Origin of the sequence: Pelotomaculum terephthalicicum JT, from assembly GCF_022410535.1 — a bacterium.
GTDB classification, from domain to species: Bacteria; Bacillota; Desulfotomaculia; order Desulfotomaculales; family Pelotomaculaceae; genus Pelotomaculum_D; species Pelotomaculum_D terephthalicicum.
Genome location: NZ_JAKNBL010000036.1, coordinates 1 through 24,861, shown reverse-complemented (window position 1 = coordinate 24,861; position 24,861 = coordinate 1). Strand labels below are relative to the sequence as shown.

Genomic DNA, 24,861 nt, shown 5'->3' with positions numbered 1-24,861 from the left:
CTTCTAGCCCCACCTTAATATGTACTAATTGCTAAATGCCTCAGATATGAATCCATCTCCTGCTTTGTCGGCAACAGTTCTGGCGATTTAAATAATAACAACTCGGTTCCTTTTCCCTTATTCGCTACACTATAATTCAAATTATATTTTCTGGCGGTATATTGATATTGTGAGTAAATATCATGAATTTGAGGAGCGTCATCATACGTCAATATCCAATCACACAAAACATTTTGACTTATATATCTCGCAATTTCAGCATGATCCTCATGTTTAAGAAAATTCTTGTACAGTCTTTTCCCATTTGAAAAATACGGTGGATCAAAGTACACAAATGCATGATTCCTATATTTAGGCAGTATTTGGGTTATGAAACTCCTGATTTCTTTGTTGTATATAAAAATATGCTTTTTGTGAGCCGCAATATTTTGTATGCGTTCTATTAATACTTCTTTGTTAAACCGAGCATCAATCAAATACGTACCCTTTTGTTCATAACCCCCTATGGGTCCTGCTGCATTAAGGATGCCTGAACGATTAGTTCTATTAAGAAAAAAGGCAGCAAAACCTAATTTCAATGAATATTTTCGATTTTCTGCCAAGTAAATATTCTTTTGTTTATACCATTCTTCGACCGTAACTGGGGTTCTTCTTATTAATTCTATAAGGGCATCTGTCTCATCTTTTAGTGCTCTCCAAAAAGAATAGATTGCTTTATCATAGTCGTTTATTACAACAGAAGAAACCACGCCGTCGAGGAGAAGGTTTACCGCGACTCCTGCGCCGCCTGCAAATGGCTCAATATATGTAAAACAATCAAGCGCATTGGCACTTTTCTTCTTAATAATAAATTTAATTAATGGAGTAATATTGCTTTTACCACCAGGATACCTTAATGGAGATCGATTCAACAAAACACCTCCCCGCCATTACAATTTTTGACACAACTCTGCATATCCAAATTATAGTATATACAGAACAAAAAAACAATCAAATTGAAACATTTATCTTAGAACCATCTATGTTACGAATTTCTATATGCTTATCAAAAATCAGAATCTTATCAACATTATCTCTAATAATGTTTTCATCATAAGCGCCATTCTCGTAAACCATTTTGCCAAGAATGTTCTTAACCCACACTTCACACAAGGTGGGGGAATGGGAGCATGCCTCTTTACCCTTTTCAATTCTTGTCGCGCACCTCCAGACCACCTTACCCCTTTCCGTTCTTCTCCGATAAGATGCTCCACAATTACCGCAGACAAGTAGATTCCCCAAAAGGTATTTCCCGTTATATTTACTAGCGCTGGATTCTATTGTGCCATCATCATTATGAAGTAATCTTGCACGCTTAGCCATTTCTTCCTGTACTTTACCAAACACTTCAGCAGAAACAATAGCCGGATGGCTGTCCTTTACATAATACCGGCTGCGTTGTCCAATATTCTTGACTTTCTTACCTGTCATATAGTCTTCCGTAAAAGTCTTTTGCAGCAAAGTATCGCCTTTGTATTTCTCGTTTTTTAGCATCTTCTGGATCGTTGTCGTGTCCCAATGCTCCTTGCCCGTCACGGTCTTAACCCCCTGAGATTCCAGATAAGATTTTATCTGCCCGAACGTCAATCCCTTTAAATACAAATCAAATATATTTCTGACCACTTCCGCTTGCTCCGGAACAATAACAATCTCGCCGTCTACGCAAGTGTATCCCATGAAATTTTTATACTTCGTGAAGATATCACCCTTATCGAACTTGCGCTGAAAACCCCACTGAATGTTTTCGCTAGTATTCCGACTCTCATCCTGCGCCAGCATACCCCTCAGTGCAATCTCAAATTCTTTGTCCACATTGATTGAATCCAGCTTCTCATTTTCAAAATGCATATTGATCCCTCGCTCTCTTAAAAATCTTATAATTTTCAAAACCTCCACAGTATCTCTTGATACCCTACTGATTGACTTTGTGATAATATAATCGATATTTCCTTTCGCCGCTTTCTTGAGCATTTTGTCCAGTCCGGTTCTGCCACTTCGGCGCAAACCGCTTTCAATGTCATGGAACACTCCTGCAATAATCCAATCAGGATGGCTTTGTATAAACTTGGTGTAGGTTTTTATCTGAATTTCAAGGCTGCGTAGTTGTTCCGGTCCGGATGTACTGACCCGGCAATAGGCGGCAACTTTGAGCATTTTGTTTTCTTTGGGTATAGCAGGTATAATCCTTACATTTTTCATTTGCCTTCCTTAATTATCTATGTAAAATGGGTATCCCATTTATATTCTACCAAAAAAAAAGACGTGAGGGCATTCACTCACGTCAAAGCATATTTCCACTTATAATCTCGCGACCTCTTTATTTATCAAGGTTTCTGACGTTGCAACAGGACTATGGCTTCCACATGCGTCGTCCACGGAAACATATCCACCGGCTGCACCTCTTCAATCGCGTATCCTTTACCGGCCAGATAGCCCAAGTCCCGGGCCAACGTGCCGGGATCGCATGACACATATACAACCCGCGGGGCTTCCATATCTGCCAGCGCTTCCAGGGCGGCAACACGACAGCCCCGGCGGGGCGGGTCCAGCACCACGACATCAGGGCGAAGCCCTTGCGTGGCCAGTGCGGGTAGGAGCTTTTCCACTTCACCGTGCAGAAACTCTGCGTTTTTTATTCCGTTTAACAATGCGTTTTCTCTGGCATCCTCCACCGCCCCGGGCACCACTTCCAGTCCGTACACCATTCCGGCATGCCCCGCGAAAAAAAGGGCAATTGTGCCAGTGCCGCTGTATGCGTCCACAACTGTTTCCCCACCGGTCAGTCCGGCGTATTCAAGCGCTTTATTATACAGCACAGGCGTCTGGTGGGGATTTACCTGATAAAATGAAGCGGCTGAGATGCGAAAAGCGAGGCTTTCGATACAGTCTGTCATGTATTCCTGACCGGCCAGAAGCCTATTTTCAAGCCCCATCTCTATTCCTTCGGGACCGTGATGGATGTTCCTAATCAAAGATGTCAACGCCGGCAGTTGTTTTAACAAATCAGCGGCAATAGTCTTTTCTTCCGGCCACTCTCCCGGTCCCGTGACCAAAACGGCCATGCACTCACCGGTGGCGTTTGCTTTTCGTAAAACAACCTGTCTTAGCAATCCACGGCGCCGGCGATGCTTATACACTTCCACCCGGTATTTATTTAAAACTGTTTCAATTACTTCAGCCGTTTTATTCAAGTCTTCATCCACCAGCAGGCACCTGGGGCCATTCCTGGCTATTCCCTCTTCGTCCGCATTATAAACCAGACGGTGAGTGCCTCTTTCATAAAAACCCAGCGACACACCACCCTGCTTTTCTTCCACATGATAGCTGGCCTTATTTCGATAATGCCAGGGGTATTCCGTACCGATAGTTTCTTTAACCTCAACCTCGTACAGGCGGCTAATACGGGCAAGGCTATCTTTCACCATGCGGGTTTTTTGCTTGAGTTGTTCTTCGTAAGCCATTTGCTGGAGCCCGCACCCCCCGCAGCGGGCATAAACTGGACAAAGCGGTTCACGCCTCGACTGTGCTCCGGCGCAAATCATCTTAAGTTTGCCGCGGGCAAAATTCCTCTTTATTTCCGATATCTCAGCTATAACCTTGTCACCGGGAACGGTAAGCGGCACAAAGACAGTTACGCCCATATGGCGCCCGACACCGTCCCCGCCATGAGTCAGGCCAGTAATCTCAACCGCAACATTTTCTCCAATTCTTAAAGGAAGTCTTGTTATCAAAGTAACCTCCGAAAAACATCCCGGTTTTTTAAAGACAGTATTCCCTCTTTGTTCATAACGGCAACCTTTCCAGCGCATATTACAATTTAAGCATCGTGGTTGTCAATGGTTTTGGGCAGCTATTTAAATAACGTAATCCAAGAAGGTGATCTAATTATGTCCGTATGTCCTGTGTGCAATAGTCTTGTTACAGTAAGTAAAAACTGTCCGTTATGCGGTTGCTCAATGTATGACGCCGGTGTTATTCAGGATTTTTACGACAACTATAGCGCTTTCCTCGAACAGGAAATTTATGAGGACGGCTACAGATCATACAGCCATGATTTTTGTGTCCACCTGTTCGCCTGTCCTAGCTGTCATTTTGATACTAATGTTAAATTCCGGCGACTGAACAAGAGCTGACTCCTGAGAAATACAGCAGCATTTTTGCGCGTCCTGGCCATTTTATTCTTATACAATAGATCAAAAAAAGGAATGAATGTGCAAGAGGCGAATAATTACATTATTAAAAATCACTATCGAACCAAAATTTACAGAAATAGGGGGCGTCATTTTGAGCGTCAAAATTGCCATTATCGGCGGCACTGGTGTCTATAATCCCGACATTATGAATGATATCCGCGATGAGACAGTTCCTACTCCATACGGAGATGTCCAGCTTAAAATTGGCGACTATCAGGGCAGGCAGGTAGCTTTTATGAACCGTCACGGAGAGAAACACTCTGTTCCTCCGCATCTCGTTAATTACCGCGCCAACATAGCGGCATTAAAGAAGCTCGGGGTAAAATATGTGCTGGCTACCGCCGCGGTAGGTTCACTTAATCCGTCCATGCAGCCGGGCCACTTTGTTTTCGTTGATCAGTTTTTAGATTTCACCAAAACCCGGCAGACAACCTTTTTTGAAGGTGGCGACGCCGGTGTGGTCCATATTGACCTGACTAATCCGTACTGTCCGGGATTAAGAGACATTCTTTCCAGGGCGGCCCGCGAACAAGGGTTGATTGCCCACGCTAACGGTACTTATATATGCACCGAAGGTCCCCGTTTTGAAACAACCGCTGAGATAAAAATGTACCGCCTGTTCGGCGGCGACCTGGTTGGTATGACCGGAGTGCCTGAGGTTGCGCTCGCCAGGGAAGCGGAAATGTGCTACGCAACCATCGCCATGGTAACCAACTATGCCGCCGGCATATCATCTACCAACCTTACTCACCAGGAAGTTTTGGACATGATGGCGCTGAATAGCGAGAACATCAGAAAGCTTTTGATGCAGACTGTTGTCTGGATTGATCAGGAGCGCGTCTGTTTCTGTCATCATGTGATAGATCCGCTATAGCAAGAACAGCAAGCTCCAGGCTGTGAGCTTTATTTTGCAATTGATTTACAAAAAGGAGAAGGTTTTTTGGAAACGATGCGCTGGCTTGAAGAAGGCTGTTTGGAACTATTGGATCAAACCGAACTGCCTGCTAAAATAACTTATTTAAAGTGCCGGGACTACCTTGACGTTGCCGTTGCAATCAAAAGACTGGCTGTGCGTGGAGCACCGGCCATAGGCGCAGCGGCCGCTTACGGATTAACCCTGGGGGCAATGAAGCTGAATGCGCCAAAAAAAGAAGAATTTATTTCAGGGGTGCAGGCAATCGCCCGGGAGCTGTCGGCCACCCGGCCCACCGCGGTGAACTTGCGCTGGGCATTGGATAGAATGATTAAAAAACTGCATATAGATAAAGGTGAAGATATTAACACATTGCGGGCGATACTCCTGGAAGAAGCCAACCTCATTTGTCAAGAGGATGTTGAGACCAACCGCAGGATCGGCAGACATGGGCAGGCTTTAATACCAAATGGGGCTCGTATTCTCACCCACTGCAACGCCGGCGCGCTGGCCACCGCCGGCTACGGGACCGCGCTTGGCGTGATCAGGGCGGCCCGGGAGGCAGGCAAGAATATCAGCGTCGTTGCCGACGAAACCAGGCCTCTTCTGCAGGGTGCCAGGCTGACGGCCTGGGAAATGCTGCGCGAGCATATTCCGGTGACTCTGATCACAGACAACATGGCCGGCTACCTGATGGCCACCCAAAAAGTAGATTTGATCATTGTGGGAGCCGACCGCATCGCGGCCAACGGCGATGTGGCCAACAAGATCGGCACATACAGCCTGGCGGTTCTGGCCAAAGCCCACAACCTCCCCTTTTATGTCGCCGCGCCGACGTCTACCATAGACATGAGCCTGGCATCCGGCGCGGAGATTCCGATAGAGGAACGCGATCAAGCTGAGATAACCCATCTGGCTGGAAAACCCGTGGCGCCATTGGGGGTGAAGGCATGGAATCCCGCCTTCGACGTAACTCCTAATCACCTGGTAACAGGCATTATTACCGAAAAAGGCGCTGTCTACCCGGCTTACCGGGAAAACCTTGAGAAATTAATAAATATTTGAGAATAGGAGGAAACTGCTCAACATGCCTGATTATATAGTGAGAAATATTGACCTCGCGCCAAGCGGCAGGCTGAAAATAGACTGGGTGCGGGCGCACATGCCTGTGTTAAACGCCATCAGGGAAGAATTCGAGCGGGATAAGCCGTTTGCCGGTTTGCGGGTGGCATTATCAATCCACCTGGAGGCCAAAACGGCATATCTGGCTGAAGTGGTCCAAGCCGGCGGCGCAAAAGTTGCCATAACCGGCTCAAACCCGCTGTCCACCCAAGATGACGTAACAGCCGCCCTGGCCGCGGCCGGGCTGAACGTTTACGCCTGGTACAACGCCACTGACCAGGAATACAAGGAACATTTGCTCCATGTGCTGGATACCCGGCCCCAGATAGTAATCGACGACGGCGGGGATTTAGTCAACCTGCTTCATACCGAGCGCAAAGGCCAGGCATCAGACATCATCGGCGGGTGTGAAGAAACCACAACCGGAGTCAGGCGGCTGGAGGCGCTCGACCGGGAAGGAAAGTTGCTTTTCCCGATGATGGCGGTAAACAACGCTTTCTGCAAGTACCTTTTTGACAACCGGTACGGCACCGGCGAATCAGCCTGGTCCGGAATAATGCGCACAACCAACCTGGTGGTGGCGGGAAAAGTTGTCGTGGTGCTGGGCTATGGCTGGTGCGGCAAGGGTATCGCCATGCGCGCGAAAGGTTTGGGTGCGCGGGTGATTGTGTGCGAAGTGGACCCGGTCAGGGCAATCGAGGCCTGCATGGACGGTTATCAGGTGCTGAGCAGCGAACAGGCTGCCTCAGAAGGTGATGTTTTCGTCACAGTGACAGGCTGCCGTGATGTCCTGCGCCGGTCTCATTTCAATAAGATGAAAGACGGCGCCATCCTGGCCAACGCCGGTCATTTTGATGTTGAAATAAACAAGCCGGAATTAGCCGGCTTGACAGTGGAACGCCGCTTGGCCCGCCAAAACGTCGAGCAGTTTACCCTGGCAGACGGCCGCAGGATATACCTGCTGGCCGAGGGGCGCCTAGTCAACCTGGCGGCCGGTGACGGCCACCCGGCGGAGATTATGGATATGTCTTTCGCTATTCAAGCGCTGTCAGCCAGGCACATCAAAGAAAGCGCCGGTAAAATGAGCAAAAAGCTTTACCGCGTGCCGGAAGAAATAGACCGGCGGGTAGCTTATCTCAAGCTAAAGTCTTTGGGAATTGAAATCGATCACCTGACCGGTGAACAATCCGAGTATATGAGCAACTGGCAAGAATAACTAATTTCAGGAGGATTCTGATGGCTGACATATTGATTCAAGGAGCAACTGTTCTCACCATGGAGGGGTCTGAAAATATCATCGAGAATGGTGAGATCTTTATCACAGGCGGACGGATTGCCGCTCTGGGGCCGCGCGGGTCGATTCCCCCGGAAGGCCGGGCGGAACGGATTATTAACGGTTCCGGCATGATTGCCATGCCCGGCTTCATCAACTGCCACACCCATGCCGCCATGACCCTGCTGCGCAGCTACGCCGACGACCTGCCCCTGATGGAATGGCTTTCAGAAAAAATCTGGCCGGTGGAAAATAAGCTGGAGCCTGAGGATATTTACTGGGGCGCCATGCTCTGCTGCCTGGAAATGATTAAATCGGGCACCACCACTTTCGTGGACATGTATTTTATCATGGACCAGGTTGCCCTGGCCGTGGAAAAAAGCGGCCTGCGCGCCTGCCTCTCCCGGGGCTTGATTGGCAACGCGCCTAATGGCGCTTTGGCTTTGGAAGAAAACGTTAACTTCTTTAAAGAATGGAACGGCATGGCCGGCGGCAGGATTAAAGTGATGTTTGGTCCGCACGCCCCGTACACCTGCCCGCCTGAATATCTTGAGCAGGTGATCGAACTGGCCGGTAAATACGGGGCCGGCCTGCATATTCATGTGGCCGAAACGAAAAGCGAGGTGGAACAAATTAAGACCAGCTACGGCAGAACCCCTGTCGGGCACCTGAACAGTCTGGGACTTTTTGCGCTGCCGGTGCTGGCCGCCCACTGCGTCCACCTGGACGACGCGGACATGGAGATTCTGGCCCGAAATAACGTCGGAGTGGCCCACTGTCCCGAAAGCAATATGAAACTGGCCAGCGGCGCCGCGCCGGTAACAGGCCTGCTGAAAGCCGGCGTCAATGTCGGCCTGGGCACCGACGGAGCAGCCAGCAATAACAATCTGGACATGCTGGAAGAGATGCGCAGCGCCGCCATGCTGCAGAAAGTTTCTGCCGGTGATCCAACTGTAATGCCAGCCTTTACCGCGTTAAGGACAGCTACCGCCAACGGCGCGCGTGTACTTGGACTGGACGGTGAAATCGGCCTGTTGAAAGCAGGTATGAAAGCGGACTTAATCTTAATCGACAAACGCCGCCCGCACTTTTGCCCGCAGCACAACCTCACTGCCAACCTGGTTTACGCCGCCCATTCCGCCGATGTGGACACAGTGATAGTGGACGGCAAGATTCTCATGGAGCACAGACAAGTATTGACAATGGACGAAGAAGAAGTTGTGCGGGAAGCGCAATTGAGGGCAAACCGGCTGACCGGATGATTACGGAATCACCTTGGTCAATGGATATTCAATGATATCCTGCGCACCGGCCTTCTTTAACGCGGGAATAAGGTCGCGCACCTGTCTTTCCTCCAGGATAACCTCTACGGCAACCCAGTCGCTGTGCACCAGCTGTGATATGGTTGGTTGTTTCATCGCTGGCAAGACATCAAGAATGGTTTCAAGCATTGCGCCGGGCACATTCATTTTCAGCCCGACTTTAGACCTGGCACGAAGCGCCCCCTGCAGAAGGACGGCCATGCTCTGCAGTTTTTCCCTTTTCCATGGGTCTTCCCAGGAACTGTGGTTTGCGTGCAGTTTGGTGGTTGATTCAAGAATGGTGGCAATAATACGCAAATTATTAGCCTTCAGCGAACTTCCCGTTTCGGTTATGTCCGCTATGGCGTCAACCAAATGGGGTACTTTAACTTCTGTAGCGCCGTAAGAGTACTCGACTAAAGCATCGACACTGTTTTCTGCCAAGTATTTCCTTGTTACCCGGACCAGTTCGGTCGCAACACGCCTGCCGTTAAGATCAGACACGTTTTTTATGTCACTGTTGTCGGCCACTGCAATGACCAGGCGGATCGGATTTGAGGTATTCTTGGCATAGACCATGTCGGCAACCTCAACCACATCCGCCTCGTTTTCCATAATCCAGTCCAACCCGCTAATCCCCGCGTCAAGCACTCCTTCGTAAACATAGCGAGGGATCTCCTGCGCCCGCATCAGCACTATCTCCAGTTCGGGATCATTTACCGCCGGGAAATAGGAGCGGCTACGGACGGATATGTTAAAACCAGCCTGTTTAAAAAGTTGAAAGGTAGCCTCCTGGAGACTGCCTTTTGGTAAGCCGAGACGTAGTTTCAAGTTTAATCCTCCTCCGGTATTTGCCTATTAGCCTGCTACTTATTATTGTAAAAGTATATCGCCCGTCTACCGGAGTGTCAACACAAACAGTTTGCCTATTTACTCATTACAGCTGCGGAATCAGCAATACCTGTCCGGGGAAAATTAAATCGGGGTTGGCTATACGATTCGTTTCAGCCAGTATATCTATTGTCGTATGGTAAATAGCTGCGATTGCTTCTAATGTCTCTCCAGTTCGAACCACATGCGTCAAGAAACCTTCAGGCACCAAACGCCACACTTGCAGGCCGCCGTCCCCCGTTCCCAGCCCGACAAGACCCTCTTCACTAACGGCAAGATCGTTTACCGGATTGCCGATCAGCACCGTCCAATCAGGACGGCTGTTTTCAACCGGAGCGCCGTAGCCAAAAAGAAAGCCTTCCGGAGTGCCTGCCAATAATGTTTCTGCATCTCCTCCTGTCAAATTGCCCGCGGTCAGCGCCGGTATACTGCTGCCAAGGTTATCGGATTCAAGGACCGTTCTTAATTCCTCGTTAACTTCAATAATCCTGAATATTCCGTCTTCACCGCCCCAGACCAGCTCATCCCCCGGAGCGGGCCTTAAATCACCGGCAGTCAGCGAACTCACCCTGGCCGGCAGGTTTTCTTGCGCAGGTCCTTCCGCAAAACCCACTTCAGTATAATATAGAGTCAAAAGCCCGGAGGTATCATCGTTTTTGTAAGCGGCCGCAACCAACGGGATCTCTGATTCGCTCCTTGACAGTACAGTCACTTTTTGAGCAGGCCCCGGCAATACCCTGATTGCCAGCAACTCAAACTGCTGCAAGGCGGCAGTCTGCCCGGCGGCTTGATAGAAATACAGCGCGTCCTTGCCTTCAGACGCGGCGATGATCGTTTCGACGCTGTCACTGTTCAAAACAGCCAAGGCTAGATCAACAAATAAAGCACCCGGCTCGGCTCCCGATTCCCATAATTTTACGATAGAACCTGCTTCATTGCCTGTCCCCTCACCGTAAACCAATACTCTATCCGCTGTTCCCAAAACTATTTTATCAATATCCTGCTCCCGCAGTCCCACTGCCAGGCTTAATATTGTTGTTTCCGCATCTATTACGGCATCAAGACTGTAGCTTTGCTCCAAAGGAGAGAACAAAAACAACTTCCTACCGGCGACGGCCACCAGATTGATTCCATTGCCGGTAACTCTACCCCACCCGACTTGAACGGGGCCGTCTAATTCTTTTTTATTAAAAATTACTTTTGCCTGAACTAGAGGCATATAAAATCATCCTTAATCAAGATATTACTGAGTAATTCTTAACCTGCTTTAAAAATCAAGCCATCCTCCTTATTCTCAACCATCTCCTCAACCTTTTCTAAAACAACCGCGCCGTTAACAATCTCAATGGATACCTCACTGTCACCTTTTAAATCAAGCAATTTCATTATTGAACGAGGTATTGTTATCTGGCCATTGGGAGTCATACCAGTTATTACTGTCATCTTCTTTTCCATCTCCTTGTTGCGTGTAATTCATGCCTGCGATATTATTATATGGTAGCTTAAAATTAATAACCAGGGGGTATTATTGCAGTATTTTGTCAATATTTGACGAATTAAACGCTCCCGTTCGACAACGGCTTAGTGATTCTCAATAACAATCTAATATTGAATTATTCTCAAAATAGTATAAGATAACAATAATACAATTTAACGATATAGAGGTGGAAATAATGACGATTTCTAAAAAGATTAATACATTGCTCGCAAACGCTTCTTTTATCAGAAAAATGTTTGAGGAAGGGGAAAGGTTGCGGAAACAGTTCGGAGAGGAAAATGTTTTTGACTTTTCCCTTGGGAACCCGGATGTCGAACCCCCAAAAGCCTTTAAGGAAGCGCTAAAGAAGCTGTCACTGGAACCAATTACAGGCATGCACCGCTACATGAGCAACGCGGGTTATCCTGAAACGCGCCTGGCTGTGGCTAAAACGCTGGCGGAACAGAGCGGTCTTCCTTTAAATGAAAATCATATCGTGATGACCTGTGGAGCCGGCGGAGCGTTAAATGTCGCGCTCAAAACCATCCTCGATCCTGGCGACGAGGTCATTATTTTATCTCCTTTCTTTGTGGAATATAAGTTCTATATAGACAACCACGGTGGAGTGGTCAAAGAAGTGGCGACTACCGCTGAATTCGAGCTTGACCTGCAGGCTATCGACACTGCCATTTCAGCAAAGACTAAAGCAATTATCATTAACACCCCCAACAATCCCACCGGCGTGGTTTACGGGGCCGACTCACTCGCAAACTTGGGGAAATTACTCGAAAACAAGGAAAAAGAGATTGGACACCCGGTTTTTGTCATATCCGACGAACCTTACGCGAAGATCGCCTACGACGGCATTACCGTCCCCAGTGTTTTCAAATATATCAAAAACAGCATCGTAGTCACTTCCCACAGCAAAGACCTCGCCTTGCCGGGGGAACGCATCGGGTACGCGGCCATTTCACCTAATATTGAGCGGGCCGACCTGTTAATGGAGGGTCTTGTTTTTTGCAACCGCACTCTCGGGTTCGTCAACGCCCCGGCGTTGATGCAACGCCTTGTGGCCGGACTGCAGCATGAAAGCGTCAACGTCGCCGAATATCAGGAAAAAAGAGATCTCCTTTATGACAACCTGACTGCAATGGGTTTTAAAATGATTAAGCCTCAGGGGGCTTTTTACATTTTCCCGCAATCCCCTGTCAAAAATGACGTGGAGTTTGCCGGAATCGCCCAAAAACATAATATACTGGTAGTGCCCGGCAGCGGTTTCGGCACGCCGGGGTATTTTCGCATCTCATACTGTGTCAATAAACAGATGATCTTGAGATCACTGCCTGCTTTCCAGGCTTTGGCCAGTGAGCTGGGGCTGCAACCCTGAGTAATAAAACCCCTTGCCTTGGTCGCCATATCGATAATCTTATATTTTACCCCCGTCACCTAAAGTACGGTATATTTCATCCCACAATTCAGGATGTTTCTTTGCTAAATTAAACGGCTTGCCCCGTTCATCCACAAAAGCGTGATTTGTGCTTCCTTCAGCCGCAATTGTGTTGTCTTCCTTCAAAATGCGGTATGTAAATGTTATCCTGGTCCTGGTTAACGAGGATATGCCGGTCTCCAGGAAAACTTTTTCCACAGGCCGCAACGATAACCTGTAACGGCAGAAGGCGTCAATAACCACTAGCTCGATGCCGTGGTTATGAAAGGTGGCCATGTAGGGCAAGCCGACTTTTTCCAATAAGGCGATACGGCCGTCTGTAAACCAGTCAAAATACTTGGCGTAATAAGTTATACCGGCGGCGTCACAGTCACCCCAGCGAACGGTAAACTCCACCTGCACAGTCGCATTGACATTGTAGTCCCTACCAGATTTCATTGCCGTTTTCCTCCCAAACTATATTTATTACCACTGTCAGATATTCAAAATTCAGCATTCTTAAATTCAGGAACATCTCGAGAATATAAACCGTTCTCTCATTATATAACGGTAAAAAACCATATTATCATCAACACTTCAACTACTAGTTTTAAAATGGTTCCGCCCATAAATCCGATTATAGTGCCGATACCGACCTGGAAAGCTTTATTCAGATCGCTTTTACGGTAAAGCTCCCCTAGCACCGCGCCAATAAACGGACCGAAAATCAGTCCAAACGGGCCCAGCAGCCATATTCCTATAATGCCGCCGAGGACGCTTCCCCAAACCGCCGCCCTTGATCCTCCATATCTTTTGGCGCCCCATACACCTGCCAGGTAATCTATTAAGAATACCAGCGCCACAACCAATCCCTGACCGACAAAGAAGAGCCATGACAGGTTGGCAAACTTAACGAAAAAACCATATATCAACATCCCTAACCAGATTAGAGGCGCTCCGGGTAAAACCGGTAAGAACGTGCCAATAATTCCGGCGGTAAAAAAAACAACCGCTATCGCCATTCCAGCAAATGACATTGCTAATTTTTCCTCTCCATAAATTACTACCATATATTATACAACAAAATAAGCCACTTTAAGTGGCGCATTTGTAATAAACCCAATTTATTCTCTCTTATGACCTGTTAAAATCACCCTACCCAATCTTAAATAACATCATTGGTTATATCTAAATTTTTTATTTTACGCCTGCGAATAATTCCTTCCACGCGTCCCGCGGTATTTCTTGCATAATTGCCTGCGAAATCACAGGTCCCTCTGCGCAAATGTTTGTTAGCCCTGGATAAAATCAATAACGCCAGCGTGGCGGCTCCGATTCCGGCAATGGTGCGATAAGAAAACATATTTTACCCTCCTAAATTTAAACGACAAATTTTAATCATAAATTATCTTTACCTAACTACTCTAAAATATTCAAACGATACTGAAATACTTGGTTTGATGATGATAATGCGTTGTGCAAAGCTTAATGGGTCTGCCCAGGGAATCTTCTTGACAGTTTACAACAAAATAAATAGAATTAAAAAGAATTCAGGGAAAAAACACTGAAGGAGAGAGCTTTACATGGAAAATAATTTTATTCAGCAAATGTTAGTTAACTTCTATAAGGAATTAGATCAGATTTTACTACCGGAAAATGCCGTTACTTTTAATTCTCCTATTCCTGAATCATCTAATCCCGCAGATAAGAACATCAGCCCCCTGATCAATATTTACCCTCCCCGCGTAAAAAGTACCGATTTCTTTGATATATTACACCAAGTCGCCGGGATAATCAAAAAGACTCATCCTAATACAGTCGCGGAAATTGATCAAATAGAATCCGCCCTCCCGGTCGAACCTGCCGAGCAGGAATCATTTGTTGGCAAAGCATTTATCCCGGGAATTAACCTGCTGGCTTATCTTCAACAAGATCTCCCCGCGGATACTTTTGGCTTATTGCTTAATCATACTGTTAAATTATTTATGCGGCAGTATGTGGAAAAAGTGTTACCCCTTGTTGATACTGAGGATTGGTTAAAAGGGAATTGTCCGGTTTGCGGCGGCCGGCCCAACTTTGCCTTACTCGAAAAAGAAAGTGGCGGAAGATACTTGTACTGTGGATTATGCGAAACGAAATGGCGCTTTCAACGCCTGGGCTGCCCATTTTGCTACAGTAATGAATCTCAATTCATTACCATCGAAGGAATGGATAAATACAGGGTTTATGTATGTGAAGAATGCCGTGGTTATATAAAAACCGTCGATGAGAGAAAAGCCGGAGAAGATGGAGTGAATTTATTCTTGGAAGATATAAACACGATGCATCTTGATCTGCTGGCGATAAGTGAAGGCTACTTTAACAAGCAACTCGATCCGCCGCCAGGCCTTTGACGTATCTTAAAAATAATATTATCCAGCAGGATTTTCAGCCGTTTATGTCGTATACAAATATAGACATGGAAAGGAGGTCATGATTCAATGCCACACATTGGTGCTACGGAGTTAGTTTTAATTTTAGCTGTGGTTCTAATTATTTTCGGACCGGGCAAATTGCCGGAACTGGGCAAGTCGCTTGGTAGAACGATCAAGGAATTTAGACGTTCATCAAATGAAGTCATGGATGACACGGTGTCAGCCGCGGTAGTGGCGGAGCAAGAGGGACAACAAGCAATTAAAGCGGCAAAGAGTTAAAAGAGTTATATAGAAAGAAAATAGCAATACCTTAAGCGGGGGAAAACAAAGTGGCTAAGAATACCGACGAAATGCCTATGTTGGAGCACCTGGAAGAATTGCGTCGGGTTTTAATTATTTCTATTGTCAGTACAACTATTTTAGCTGTGGTTGCTTATTTTTTTTGTGACCGGATTTTGGCAATATTGCTGGAACCGCTGACAAATGTTGGACAAAGAGCCAATTTTACCGGAGTAACAGAACCTATTTTTGTCAAGATCAAATTGTCGTTTTTTGTCGGTTTTCTGACTTCTCTGCCAATTATTTTATGGCAGGTCTGGAGCTTTATTGTCCCCGCTCTTAAAAAAAATGAGAGGGTATATTTTACCCTCTTTGTTTTGATTTCATTTATTAGTTTTATAGGCGGTGTGGCCTTCGGGTTTTGGGGAGTGTATCGTTTAGGGATCACTTTTTTATTGCAATTCGCCGGGCCTGAATTAGCTCCCATGCTGACCATCGATAAGTATATATCTTTTACTATTGGTTTTCTATTACCATTTGGTGTTGTTTTTGAATTTCCCTTAATCACCTATTTTTTAGCCAAGCTTGAGCTAATTACTTATAGTTTTTTAGCGAAAAACCGGCGCTACGCAATACTGGCTATTGTAGTGCTGGCAGCTGTTATCACACCGACACCGGACATAATAACTTGCTCGATCGTGACTGGTCCGATGTATTTGCTCTATGAATTAAGCGCAATAATTGTGCGCTTTGTTGAACGGGGTATTGCCCGGAAGAAGCAGCGTCAGCAACTGGCCGAAATCACTTAAACTAAAGCGTTAAAACTATATACATATTATATACAATTAAAATGTACATTTATTGCCCCTTGAAAGAGAGGTGGGAGTTAACTGCTATTTTTAAGTTAGTTTGTTAGTTGTTTTTTTTAACAAGGAGAGATTTTTTGAGAGATTTTTTATATTTTCATTTGAAGGAGGGGAGGATTGGATATTCCTATGGATAAACTTAGTCGCCGCGATTTCTTAAAAATCTTTGGCTTGGGCACAGCAGGAACAGCTTTGTTTAAAGGAGTAAACGCTGTGCCGGCCATAGCCAACACCGCTGAAAGCAACCGACCAACTTTTGATCCGGGGCCGCTAAAAATAAAAAAAGCCAAGGAAACAGCTTCTGTTTGTGCTTTTTGCGGTTGCGGTTGCGGTCTTATTGTTTATTCTGAAGGCGACAAGGTAATCAACATTGAGGGCCGATTTCGGCATAAAAGACACCGCTACGGGTACCGTCATACCGCCTGATAAGTCGGCGGTCAACTCTTTTATCATGAACACTGAGGGAGCAGGGCGGCTGTTCGCTCCTAGCGGCATGAAGAACGGGCCTCTCCCTGAACATTATGAGCCGGTAGAAAGTCCGGTAACGAGTATTATGAGCAAACAACAAAACAACCCTGTTGCCGCCAGGTATAAAGGAGAGTTTTCCAAGCTGGCGCAAACAGCCAGCCCTGACTCTCCGTACATCGCCACTACCCACCGCTTGGTCGAACATTACCAGAGCGGCGCGGTAACGAGAAACTGCCTGATGCTTGCCGAGCTGATGCCGGTGAGATTAAGTGTAAAAGTAAACGTTATGCCTATTCTAAAACCGCTGAAAGTCAACGAAAAAGAAGTGGAAATTATTGGTTCACCATGGTACTGGGGTTATCAGGGACTGGCTCCCGGCAGCACGGCGAACGATTTAACACCCTGCGTTGGCGACGCCAACACGATGATCCCTGAGTATAAAGCTTTTATCTGTAATATTACAAAGAGCGCATTTAATGCAAATACACTAGGTTGATTCCAAGTAGAAACTGGAGGTGTGAGGATGTCAAAGGGTGTTTTGGTGGACGTTTCCAGATGCATCGGCTGCCGGAGCTGTATGGTGGCCTGCAAAACATGGAACGACTTACCGGCCGGCAAATCCGAATTCACAAATAACTGGGACGCCCCCGGAAAAGTGGATGCGGACAACTGGACAGTGGTTAACTACCATATTGTTGAACAAGACGAGCAAATAAAGTGGCGTTTTGTCAAAAGACAATGCATGCACTGTGATGAACCCGCATGCGAAGCGGCTTGTTTCACTCATTCATTCGTAAAGACTCAAGAAGGTGCGGTGATCTATAAGCCAACCGAATTAAATCAGGATTATTGCGTCGGCTGTCGTTACTGTATGATTGCCTGTCCGTTTGGAGTGCCGTCTTTTCAATGGGACAAAGCCCTTCCTTTTGTGCAAAAGTGCCGGTTTTGCTACGACCGCATGAAAGAAGGCATGAAACCTGCTTGCGTTACCGCTTGCCCGACAGGCACCTTGAAATATGGTGAAAGAGACGCCCTACTAAAAGAGGCGTGGCAGAGAATTAACAGCAATCCCAACTATATCAAGCGGGTATACGGGGAAAAAGAGTACGGTGGAACATCCTGGCTTTATATTTCTGATGTGCCTTTTGATGAGATTGGCTTAAAAACTAAAGCGTACGGCCAAGATGTCTCCGAAAGGTCCATACCGTCTCTAACTTGGGATGTGCTTAAATGGACACCGTATATCTTTGTCGGTTGGGGCGCCATCCTGACGGCTTTGAATTTTTATACGAAAAGACGCGCGGAAGCGCATCATGATGGAGAAATATACGAAGCTGTCAATACAATTGAAGAAAAAAAAGATGAGTAGACTTTTCTAAAATGGAGGTGATATTAAAATGCAAAAAACCTGGAGTTTTAAGCTTACTCCATTCAGGTATGTATTGATTGGCTTAGCGGGTATCGCGGTTGTAGTCGCCCTCGCGCGTTTTATATTCGGGCTCGGTGCGGTAACCAACTTGAGTGACGAATGGCCTTGGGGCTTGTGGATCGGATTTGACTTGCTTTGCGGTATCGCCCTGGCGGGCGGCGGCTTCAGCACGGCATTTATTGTCCACGTATTGCACAAAGAAAAGTATCTGCCGATTGCCCGCGCCGCGCTGTTAACCTCGTTGATTGGTTATATCATTGCCCTGGTAAGTTTGTTGCTGGATATCGGAAGATGGACTAACTGCTGGCGGCCCTTCTTCTACTGGGGTTTCCACTCGGTGCTGTTTGAAGTGTTTTGGTGCATTTCGCTGTATACCACAGTACAGGTATTAGAGTTTGGGGATATATTCTTTGAAAGAGTAAAGATTGCTCCTTTGAAGAAAATTTTAAGCAAAGCCATGCTTCCTTTAACAATCCTGGGTATTGTTTTACCCACATTGCACCAGTCTTCACTGGGTTCGCTTTATATTGTAACAATAGACCGGCTCAATCCATTATGGTGGTCCATGATTATACCGTTCTTCTTTGTCTGGTCTGCCTTCTTCCTGGGGCCGGCGATGGTAACCATAGAAGGAACTTTGGCGGCAAGGGCCTATAACAGAAAGCCGGAAACGCATATTTTTGCCAGCCTCACTAAAGTCACCATGTGGATGTTGATTGTCTACTTTATTGTTAAAATAATTGACTTAAGCTACCGCGGCGTATATTCCATGGCTTTTAACGGCTCTTTTGAAAGCAACATGTTTTTAGTGGAAATGATCGTATTTATACTGGCCCCCATCTTCATGTACGCAATTCCCGCCATCCGTAAGACGCAATGGGGCGTCGTCACCGCCTCAGCCTTGGTAGTAATCGGTGTCGTGTTCAACCGCATGAACGTGGTATTCACAGGTATGGCTCAAAGCGCGGGCGGCCATTACTTCCCCAGCATCTGGGAGTGGCTGATTACTTTAGGCATGTGGAGCGTTTTAGCCTTGGCCTACTTGTTTGTAGTAGAAAACTTCCCGATTTTGGTTAAAGAAGATCATGAGCAAGAAAGCTTATCTTCCGGGGAAAGTGTTACAACCGGCAGAAGCGTGGAAGCATAACCTGAAAATCATGCATTAAACAAATTAAGTAATGATTTAACAGCAATCCCGTACCACTTAATAGTGATACGGGATCTCTTTTTGGAATCATTATGGTTTGGACATAGCCCCTTTTTCCCGCGCGATATTATGATTTTTCCTGAGCTATTTTTACAACTTGCACATCCTCTTCTTTTACCTCTTCTTTCACCACTTTTGTTGCATCATCTAATCCACTGAAGCTGGATATTGAAGCTCTGCGGAATTCATTTATTGTTTTACCCAGCGATTTACCGATTTCAGGCAACTTGCGCGGGCCGAAAACCACTAGTGCGATAACTAAGATCAAAACGATCTCGGACATCCCCAAATTAGGAAACATAATTAACCCTCCTAATGATATTTCTTGTCATCGTACAGGCAACTGACAGTTAATAAATTTCGAGACTAACAGCAAAAAATCCTGCACGGCTAAGATAAAAAATAACTCACGGGATATCCATATATTAACGTTCCATATATTAAGGTTAGATTTTATTTATATCAGTAAAGTGGCTAAGAGGAACTGCAAAAGCAGGTTTTGACAGTGCAAAATAACGTACTATCCCCGCGTAAACAGCCCATGCCACTTTTCCTTGATAATACTGGTCAAGCATCATTTTTTCTTCTTTTGGGTTTGTGATAAAACCAATCTCCACTATTGTGCTGGGCATTTTCGTCATCCGGTTGGCAAAGTAGTCAACCGGCTTTGCCTCCCGTCCCGGATTGGCTAAAAACCGGTTTAGTTCATCTTGGACAGCCACACTAAGTTTTTTACTTTCTTCCGAACCCGGCTGATAAAAGGTCTGTGCGCCGTCTTCCCGCGGATCCGGGAAACTATTCACATGAATACTAATAAAAATGTCTGCGCCACGGTTATTAGCCAAATCCACCCTGCGGCTTAAATCCTGAATTTTTGCAGTATCCAAATCACCGGCGTTTGCGTCGCTTAGGTCCCTGTCGCTCTCTCTGGTCAGTACCGCTTCCGCGCCGGCTTCATTTAATATAGTAGCAAGTTTTTTAGATACACTAAGGACAATATCTTTCTCATGAACACCGGTAGTACCTATGGCCCCCGGATCTTCCCCGCCATGTCCGGGGTCAATGACAATCAGCTTATTGGCAACTACCCAGGACAAAGCTGCTATATACTTTTCTTCATGACGCGAAGCAACATGTTTATAGCCATACAAACATGCGATTGCCAATAATAATATAGTAATGACAAATCCTTTTTTAAAATGGAAAATACGCACAAATACAGACAAAATCAGACCCCACCCTTTCTTTTTAAGAAAGTATGCCGGACCGGATACAAATATGTATATAAATGAAGGGACAGGTTACGGCCTGCCCCTAAAACGGGTTTATAATCTACATAGAACTTCCTCATGACTACTTATAAATCTTCAACAACCACGCCCTGATAAAAGACGGCAACTTAACAAAATATACTCGCAATATGAATCACACTCCTTCTAGAGTTAACTGTTAATATACTATTTCAAAACATTGCTGAATGTGCTAATTATTTTTAAGCGCCACCACTAAACCAGTCTGACAGTTTTTTCGTGATCATGTCAGTACCGCCGCGAATATGGTTTTTTAGTGGAAGCGCTCTCAGGAATTGTCTGCCATAACTTTTTTTAAGAATCCTCGCGTCAAGGACAACAACACAACCACGATCGCTGCCGCTGCGAATCAGCCTGCCGAATCCCTGTTTGAAACGAATTACAGCTTGGGGAACACTAAAAGTTTTAAAGCCGTCCCGCTCCTTCCTTGCCAAATCCTCCAAACGGGCTTCTATAACCGGAACTTTAGGCGACAAGAAAGGCAATTTTACCATAACCACACAGGTTAAAGCTTCTCCTGGTACGTCCACCCCTTCCCAAAAGCTCGAAGCGCCGAAGAGCACCGCTCTTTCCGAGGATCTGAATTCTTCTAGGATTCTTGTTCTGCTGCCGTCTATCCCGTGACCCAGCAAATAAATATCCATGTTTTCCAGCTTGGGTTTCAGTCTATTATATGTTTCACGCAGGATCATGTGCGAAGTAAACAGGACAAGGGTTTTTCCATGAGTAATACCAATCAGTTTAGCAAGAATACTTTCAAGTTTTTCCAGATAAAGCTCATCCGCCACTTCTCCCTGAACAGGCAGGTCACGGTTAATACAAAGAAGCGCTTGACGTTCATAAATAAAAGGCGAATCAAAATGAGCCTCAGCCAGCCGCCCTGCCGGGAGGTAATCCAAGCCTACCCGCTCAATAAAATGAGCGAAAGTTCCGTTTACTGATAGAGTCGCTGAAGTAAAAACCACTGTTTTTTTATTTTTATAGAAAAGTTTATACAACATTTCACCAACATTTATCGGAACCGCCGACAAGCTGCAGTGTTTTAACATACCTCCGGCAAAAAACTCAATATCCGCCCAATAAACGAACTCTTCATCAGCGCTTTCCAAGATAAAGAATAGCTCATCGGTCAAAGCCAAGCCAGATTGGGCAATTTGCAAAAGGTCACGAGCTTGTTCAGTCCATACTTCCGCGGATATCGACCATAGATCCATGAATTCCGACAACTTCTTTACGGCGTCTGAGAGTGTACGTAATAAGTTTATTAACTCCTCGCCGATAGACCTGTATCGATCATCACTAACAGGCAACCGCAGAGTTGTGCGGTTGGATTGATAATTTATGCCGCTGCCGTTTGATTTATTTGCAGCCAGCCCACCAAGCGTCTGGAAAAAAAGGCGTGCGTTCTCAACGGTTTCCAACCTGATCTGCATCGCTGCTCTTAACACCTGTTCCCATTGCTCACGATCACCAGGGGGGATAGTTTCCGTCAATCTACTTAATGTTTTTCCGGTTATGTTAAGCCAGCGGTTCACCAAACTTTGAGTAACTTGCCTGCCAAGGTGATTTGTGGCCGAGTCTTCCAGGTGGTGGGCTTCATCGATGATCAACGGTCCGTAAGCCGGGAGCACACGGTTTTCATTTCTGATATCTAAAAACAGCAAGGAATGGTTTGTTATCACCAAGTCGGCTTCTTCAACCGCTTTTCTCGCTTTATTTACAAAACAATCCATCCGGTAGCGGCATCTTGTTCCAAGACAATTTTCCGCGTCCCCGCAAATAGAAAGCCAGTAATCTCCTTCACCGGGAGTGGCGTTTAGCTCGGTTCGGTCCCCGGATTTTGTTAATGCCAACCAGGTCAGGACCCGGGCGAAAAACGCCGCCTCATCCGGCTGGTGTAAACCGTTTAAGGCATTAAACCAGCGGCGCAGGCAAATATAATTCTGTCTTCCCTTGGCCAGAGACGCGCGAAACTGCTGATTAATCACTCCTGCCAGCACAGGAATATCTTTTAGCCAGAGCTGCTCCTGGAGGTTGAGCGTATGAGTGGCCACCAGCACCCTCTCCCTGTTCTTCAGGCTCCATAAAACCGCCGGAATCAAGTAGGCCATCGACTTGCCCACCCCGGTTCCCGCCTCCAGCATCAGATATTTCTCCTCGTTGAAAGCCTCCGCAACCTCACCAACCATTGCTTCTTGTTGAGGGCGGTATTCATAACCGGCAATAGCTTTCAACAACGCTCCTTCTTTTCCGACGAGAGAAGCAACATAAACCGGGTCGAGCAAATTTTTTTCCTTTTCATTTTGTTTTTCCCGGGGTTTTGTTTCCTTAAAAGCCATGCCATCTTTGCGCCAGTAAGGGTTTGCTGATATCTTCTTATCCGGGAACACCTTCAGCAATTCCTTTGCCACATCAACAGCAAAGCCATGCCACTTTGAACGTGCCTCCGCCAGGAGTTTTATCAACTGATTCAGAACATTTATATCTGCCTCCCGGAACTTTTGGAGCAATACGGTTAAAAGGCGCGCTGTGGCAACAGCGTCATCCAGCGCCCGGTGGCCGGCCTTAAGTTCGATATCGAAATAACGGCAAAGGGCGCTCAGCCGAAAGCTGCTTGAGTCCGGCACAACAAGACGGGCTAGTTCCAGAGTATCGTAAGAAGGGTTGCGTAATGGCTCTCCCCGCGCGGCGGCCAGAAATCCAAGGTCGAAATCAATATTATGCCCCGCTATTGAGCTGTCACGAATAAAGTCCAAAGCCTCCGGCAGCACTTCGGATAAAACGGGCGCACCGGACAAATCACGGTCGTCAAGACCGGTCAACCTTTTTATTTTCAAGTTAAGTGATTGATTGGGGTTGACCAGGGTATGGAAATTGCCTGATATCTGTCCATCCTCCAACCGCACCAAACCTATTTCAATTATTTTATCCGCAAAAGGATTCAGTCCCGTAGTTTCCAAATCACATACAACAAAACTGCTGTCCATTACTTATCTCCTGTCAAAAACAGCCTTTCAAACAAAGCCCATGTCTATTTTAGTACTCAGATTGAGAAGTCAAATTCCTTCAAGGTATTTTTCAGCCGCCACAGCTGCGACCGCACCATCTGATACTGCGGTCACTACCTGACGCAACATTTTTTTACGCACATCACCTGCCGCAAAAATACCCGGATGTGAAGTATGCATGTTTTCATCAGTGATAATAAAACCTTTTTCATCCAGTTTAACCAGCCCTTCGACGATGCCGGATACAGGTATGTTCCCCACATAGATAAACGCCCCGTCGACAAGCAGGAGGTTCTTTGTGTTATCGCGGACATCTCTGGTCAACACAGCCTTCACTGAATCGGTCCCATGAATTTCATCAACTACGCTATGCCAAACAAACTCAATCTTGGAGTTGTCAAAAGCTTTCTTTTGCACAACTTTCGTAGCCCTTAATTCGCCGCGGCGGTGAATAATAAAAACCTTTTCCGCAAACTTCGTCAAGTAAACAGCTTCCTCAACAGCAGCATCCCCGCCACCGATCACGGCAACTCTCTTGCTTCGGAAGAAGGGGCCGTCACAAGTGGCGCAATATGAAACACCTCTTCCAATAAGTTCAGTCTCTCCCCTTGCGTTTAAACGCTGCGGTTGAACACCTGTGGCTACAATCGCAGCGCCGGCTGTTATTTCTCCCTGTCCGGTCACTATAATCAGCTCGTTGCCGGCGGGTTTCAAGCCCTTCACTTCAGTAGATATAATCTCCAGACCGAAGCGGCGGGCTTGGCTTTCCATCCTTGCCATCAACTCAAAACCGCCGATACTATCGGAAAAACCCGGATAGTTTTCAATAGATTCCGTGCTCATTACCAGCCCGCCCGGCAACGCCTGTTCCAACAAGACGGCATCCAGAGCTGCTCTGGAAGCATAAATGCCTGCTGACAGACCGGCAGGTCCGCCGCCAATAATAACTAAGTCTTTCGATGCCAAAAAAAGCCCTCCTAGCATATTCTCAATATATAAATAATCTTATCCTATTGGCAAGAATCCCGTCAACAAATTGCATGCATCTTCTGGAAAATTTAAGTATCCATTGTTGAAGTACAGGAATTTCCATACAAACAACGAAACTAAATATAACGATATATAGGCTCTCGGCATTAGATGGGAGGAATCATTAAATCTGGAATAAAGCAACTGGAAATTCTGGCATGCCAGGCTAAAAAGACTGTCCTTTTCACGACATTCCTAAAAATGGGCATGGCAAAG

At 46.3% G+C, this 24,861-nt stretch carries 25 protein-coding genes and 2 pseudogenes; 14 read left to right on the top strand and 13 right to left on the bottom strand.

What is annotated here, in order from left to right; genetic code table 11:
- Positions 1–14: 14 nt before the first annotated feature.
- The 3 genes from L9W92_RS15155 to rlmD all read right to left on the bottom strand — a co-directional run bounded on the left by L9W92_RS15155 (position 15) and on the right by rlmD (position 3,770).
- Complete coding sequence (locus L9W92_RS15155) at positions 15–911, bottom strand: DNA adenine methylase (RefSeq protein WP_240084588.1); 897 nt, start codon at positions 909–911, stop codon at positions 15–17.
- Between the two features lie 79 nt (positions 912–990).
- Positions 991–2,238 carry a recombinase family protein gene (locus tag L9W92_RS15150; protein ID WP_240084587.1) on the bottom strand — a complete coding sequence of 416 codons (1,248 nt, stop codon included), beginning with the start codon at positions 2,236–2,238 and terminating at the stop codon, positions 991–993.
- 125 nt (positions 2,239–2,363) lie between these two features.
- Positions 2,364–3,770, bottom strand: a complete 1,407-nt coding sequence (rlmD, locus tag L9W92_RS15145; RefSeq protein ID WP_240084586.1) for a 23S rRNA (uracil(1939)-C(5))-methyltransferase RlmD — start codon at positions 3,768–3,770, stop codon at positions 2,364–2,366.
- A 105-nt stretch (positions 3,771–3,875) separates the two neighbouring features.
- On the opposite strand from rlmD, the gene L9W92_RS15140 reads away from it, so the two are divergent.
- The 5 genes from L9W92_RS15140 to L9W92_RS15120 all read left to right on the top strand — a co-directional run bounded on the left by L9W92_RS15140 (position 3,876) and on the right by L9W92_RS15120 (position 8,802).
- Entirely contained in the window at positions 3,876–4,172 is a 297-nt protein-coding gene (locus tag L9W92_RS15140; RefSeq protein ID WP_240084597.1) for a hypothetical protein, read from the top strand.
- 151 nt (positions 4,173–4,323) lie between these two features.
- Complete coding sequence (mtnP, locus tag L9W92_RS15135; RefSeq protein ID WP_240084585.1) at positions 4,324–5,106, top strand: S-methyl-5'-thioadenosine phosphorylase; 783 nt, start codon at positions 4,324–4,326, stop codon at positions 5,104–5,106.
- 66 nt (positions 5,107–5,172) lie between these two features.
- Positions 5,173–6,210: an S-methyl-5-thioribose-1-phosphate isomerase gene (mtnA, locus tag L9W92_RS15130; protein WP_376741819.1), complete on the top strand. Its 1,038-nt coding sequence runs from the start codon at positions 5,173–5,175 to the stop codon at positions 6,208–6,210.
- A 22-nt stretch (positions 6,211–6,232) separates the two neighbouring features.
- Positions 6,233–7,483 carry an adenosylhomocysteinase gene (locus tag L9W92_RS15125; RefSeq protein ID WP_240084584.1) on the top strand — a complete coding sequence of 417 codons (1,251 nt, stop codon included), beginning with the start codon at positions 6,233–6,235 and terminating at the stop codon, positions 7,481–7,483.
- Positions 7,484–7,503: 20 nt separating this feature from the next.
- Positions 7,504–8,802, top strand: coding sequence for an amidohydrolase (locus L9W92_RS15120; RefSeq protein WP_240084582.1), 1,299 nt, complete (start codon positions 7,504–7,506; stop codon positions 8,800–8,802).
- Here L9W92_RS15120 and hisG read toward each other — a convergent pair whose 3' ends face one another.
- The 3 genes from hisG to L9W92_RS15105 all read right to left on the bottom strand — a co-directional run bounded on the left by hisG (position 8,803) and on the right by L9W92_RS15105 (position 11,187).
- Positions 8,803–9,672, bottom strand: a complete 870-nt coding sequence (gene hisG / locus L9W92_RS15115; protein WP_240084581.1) for an ATP phosphoribosyltransferase — start codon at positions 9,670–9,672, stop codon at positions 8,803–8,805.
- Between the two features lie 106 nt (positions 9,673–9,778).
- Positions 9,779–10,951: a LysM peptidoglycan-binding domain-containing protein gene (locus L9W92_RS15110; protein ID WP_240084580.1), complete on the bottom strand. Its 1,173-nt coding sequence runs from the start codon at positions 10,949–10,951 to the stop codon at positions 9,779–9,781.
- A 38-nt stretch (positions 10,952–10,989) separates the two neighbouring features.
- Positions 10,990–11,187: an AbrB/MazE/SpoVT family DNA-binding domain-containing protein gene (locus L9W92_RS15105; RefSeq protein WP_240084579.1), complete on the bottom strand. Its 198-nt coding sequence runs from the start codon at positions 11,185–11,187 to the stop codon at positions 10,990–10,992.
- A gap of 218 nt (positions 11,188–11,405) precedes the next feature.
- Here L9W92_RS15105 and L9W92_RS15100 point away from each other — a divergent pair, with 218 nt between their 5' ends.
- Positions 11,406–12,596, top strand: a complete 1,191-nt coding sequence (locus L9W92_RS15100; RefSeq protein WP_240084578.1) for a pyridoxal phosphate-dependent aminotransferase — start codon at positions 11,406–11,408, stop codon at positions 12,594–12,596.
- 39 nt (positions 12,597–12,635) lie between these two features.
- Here the strand turns inward: L9W92_RS15100 and L9W92_RS15095 are convergent, their stop codons facing one another.
- From L9W92_RS15095 to L9W92_RS15085, 3 genes are all read right to left on the bottom strand, one after another.
- On the bottom strand, positions 12,636–13,094 hold the full coding sequence (locus tag L9W92_RS15095; RefSeq protein WP_240084577.1) for an acyl-CoA thioesterase: 459 nt from the start codon (positions 13,092–13,094) through the stop codon (positions 12,636–12,638).
- 101 nt (positions 13,095–13,195) lie between these two features.
- Entirely contained in the window at positions 13,196–13,672 is a 477-nt protein-coding gene (locus tag L9W92_RS15090) for a DUF456 domain-containing protein (RefSeq protein WP_240084576.1), read from the bottom strand.
- A 128-nt stretch (positions 13,673–13,800) separates the two neighbouring features.
- A complete protein-coding gene (locus tag L9W92_RS15085) occupies positions 13,801–13,998 on the bottom strand; it encodes a hypothetical protein (protein WP_240084575.1) in 198 nt (65 codons plus the stop codon).
- Between the two features lie 220 nt (positions 13,999–14,218).
- On the opposite strand from L9W92_RS15085, the gene L9W92_RS15080 reads away from it, so the two are divergent.
- The 8 genes and pseudogenes from L9W92_RS15080 (at position 14,219) to nrfD (ending at position 19,238) form a co-directional block, all read left to right on the top strand.
- A complete protein-coding gene (locus tag L9W92_RS15080) occupies positions 14,219–15,028 on the top strand; it encodes a formate dehydrogenase accessory protein FdhE (protein ID WP_240084574.1) in 810 nt (269 codons plus the stop codon).
- Between the two features lie 87 nt (positions 15,029–15,115).
- Positions 15,116–15,328, top strand: coding sequence for a twin-arginine translocase TatA/TatE family subunit (locus tag L9W92_RS15075; protein WP_240084573.1), 213 nt, complete (start codon positions 15,116–15,118; stop codon positions 15,326–15,328).
- Between the two features lie 50 nt (positions 15,329–15,378).
- Positions 15,379–16,137, top strand: coding sequence for a twin-arginine translocase subunit TatC (tatC, locus tag L9W92_RS15070; RefSeq protein WP_240084572.1), 759 nt, complete (start codon positions 15,379–15,381; stop codon positions 16,135–16,137).
- A gap of 186 nt (positions 16,138–16,323) precedes the next feature.
- Entirely contained in the window at positions 16,324–16,620 is a 297-nt protein-coding gene (locus L9W92_RS15065; protein ID WP_240084571.1) for a twin-arginine translocation signal domain-containing protein, read from the top strand.
- A pseudogene (locus L9W92_RS19590) lies at positions 16,604–16,912 on the top strand (hypothetical protein); the annotation flags it as partial. The gene L9W92_RS15065 and the pseudogene L9W92_RS19590, both read left to right, overlap by 17 nt.
- Positions 16,913–16,963: 51 nt before the next feature.
- Positions 16,964–17,158: pseudogene (locus tag L9W92_RS19420) on the top strand (hypothetical protein); the annotation flags it as partial.
- A 27-nt stretch (positions 17,159–17,185) separates the two neighbouring features.
- Entirely contained in the window at positions 17,186–18,031 is an 846-nt protein-coding gene (locus tag L9W92_RS15055; protein ID WP_240084569.1) for a 4Fe-4S dicluster domain-containing protein, read from the top strand.
- A 28-nt stretch (positions 18,032–18,059) separates the two neighbouring features.
- A complete protein-coding gene (gene nrfD, locus L9W92_RS15050; RefSeq protein WP_240084567.1) occupies positions 18,060–19,238 on the top strand; it encodes an NrfD/PsrC family molybdoenzyme membrane anchor subunit in 1,179 nt (392 codons plus the stop codon).
- Positions 19,239–19,365: 127 nt separating this feature from the next.
- Here nrfD and L9W92_RS15045 read toward each other — a convergent pair whose 3' ends face one another.
- From L9W92_RS15045 to trxB, 4 genes are all read right to left on the bottom strand, one after another.
- Complete coding sequence (locus tag L9W92_RS15045; RefSeq protein WP_240084566.1) at positions 19,366–19,599, bottom strand: twin-arginine translocase TatA/TatE family subunit; 234 nt, start codon at positions 19,597–19,599, stop codon at positions 19,366–19,368.
- Positions 19,600–19,744: 145 nt separating this feature from the next.
- Positions 19,745–20,524, bottom strand: coding sequence for an N-acetylmuramoyl-L-alanine amidase (locus L9W92_RS15040; protein WP_240084565.1), 780 nt, complete (start codon positions 20,522–20,524; stop codon positions 19,745–19,747).
- 266 nt (positions 20,525–20,790) lie between these two features.
- Entirely contained in the window at positions 20,791–23,595 is a 2,805-nt protein-coding gene (locus L9W92_RS15035) for an ATP-dependent DNA helicase DinG, 3'-5' exoribonuclease type (RefSeq protein WP_240084564.1), read from the bottom strand.
- Positions 23,596–23,664: 69 nt separating this feature from the next.
- A complete protein-coding gene (gene trxB / locus L9W92_RS15030; protein ID WP_240084563.1) occupies positions 23,665–24,582 on the bottom strand; it encodes a thioredoxin-disulfide reductase in 918 nt (305 codons plus the stop codon).
- Positions 24,583–24,861 lie beyond the last annotated feature (279 nt).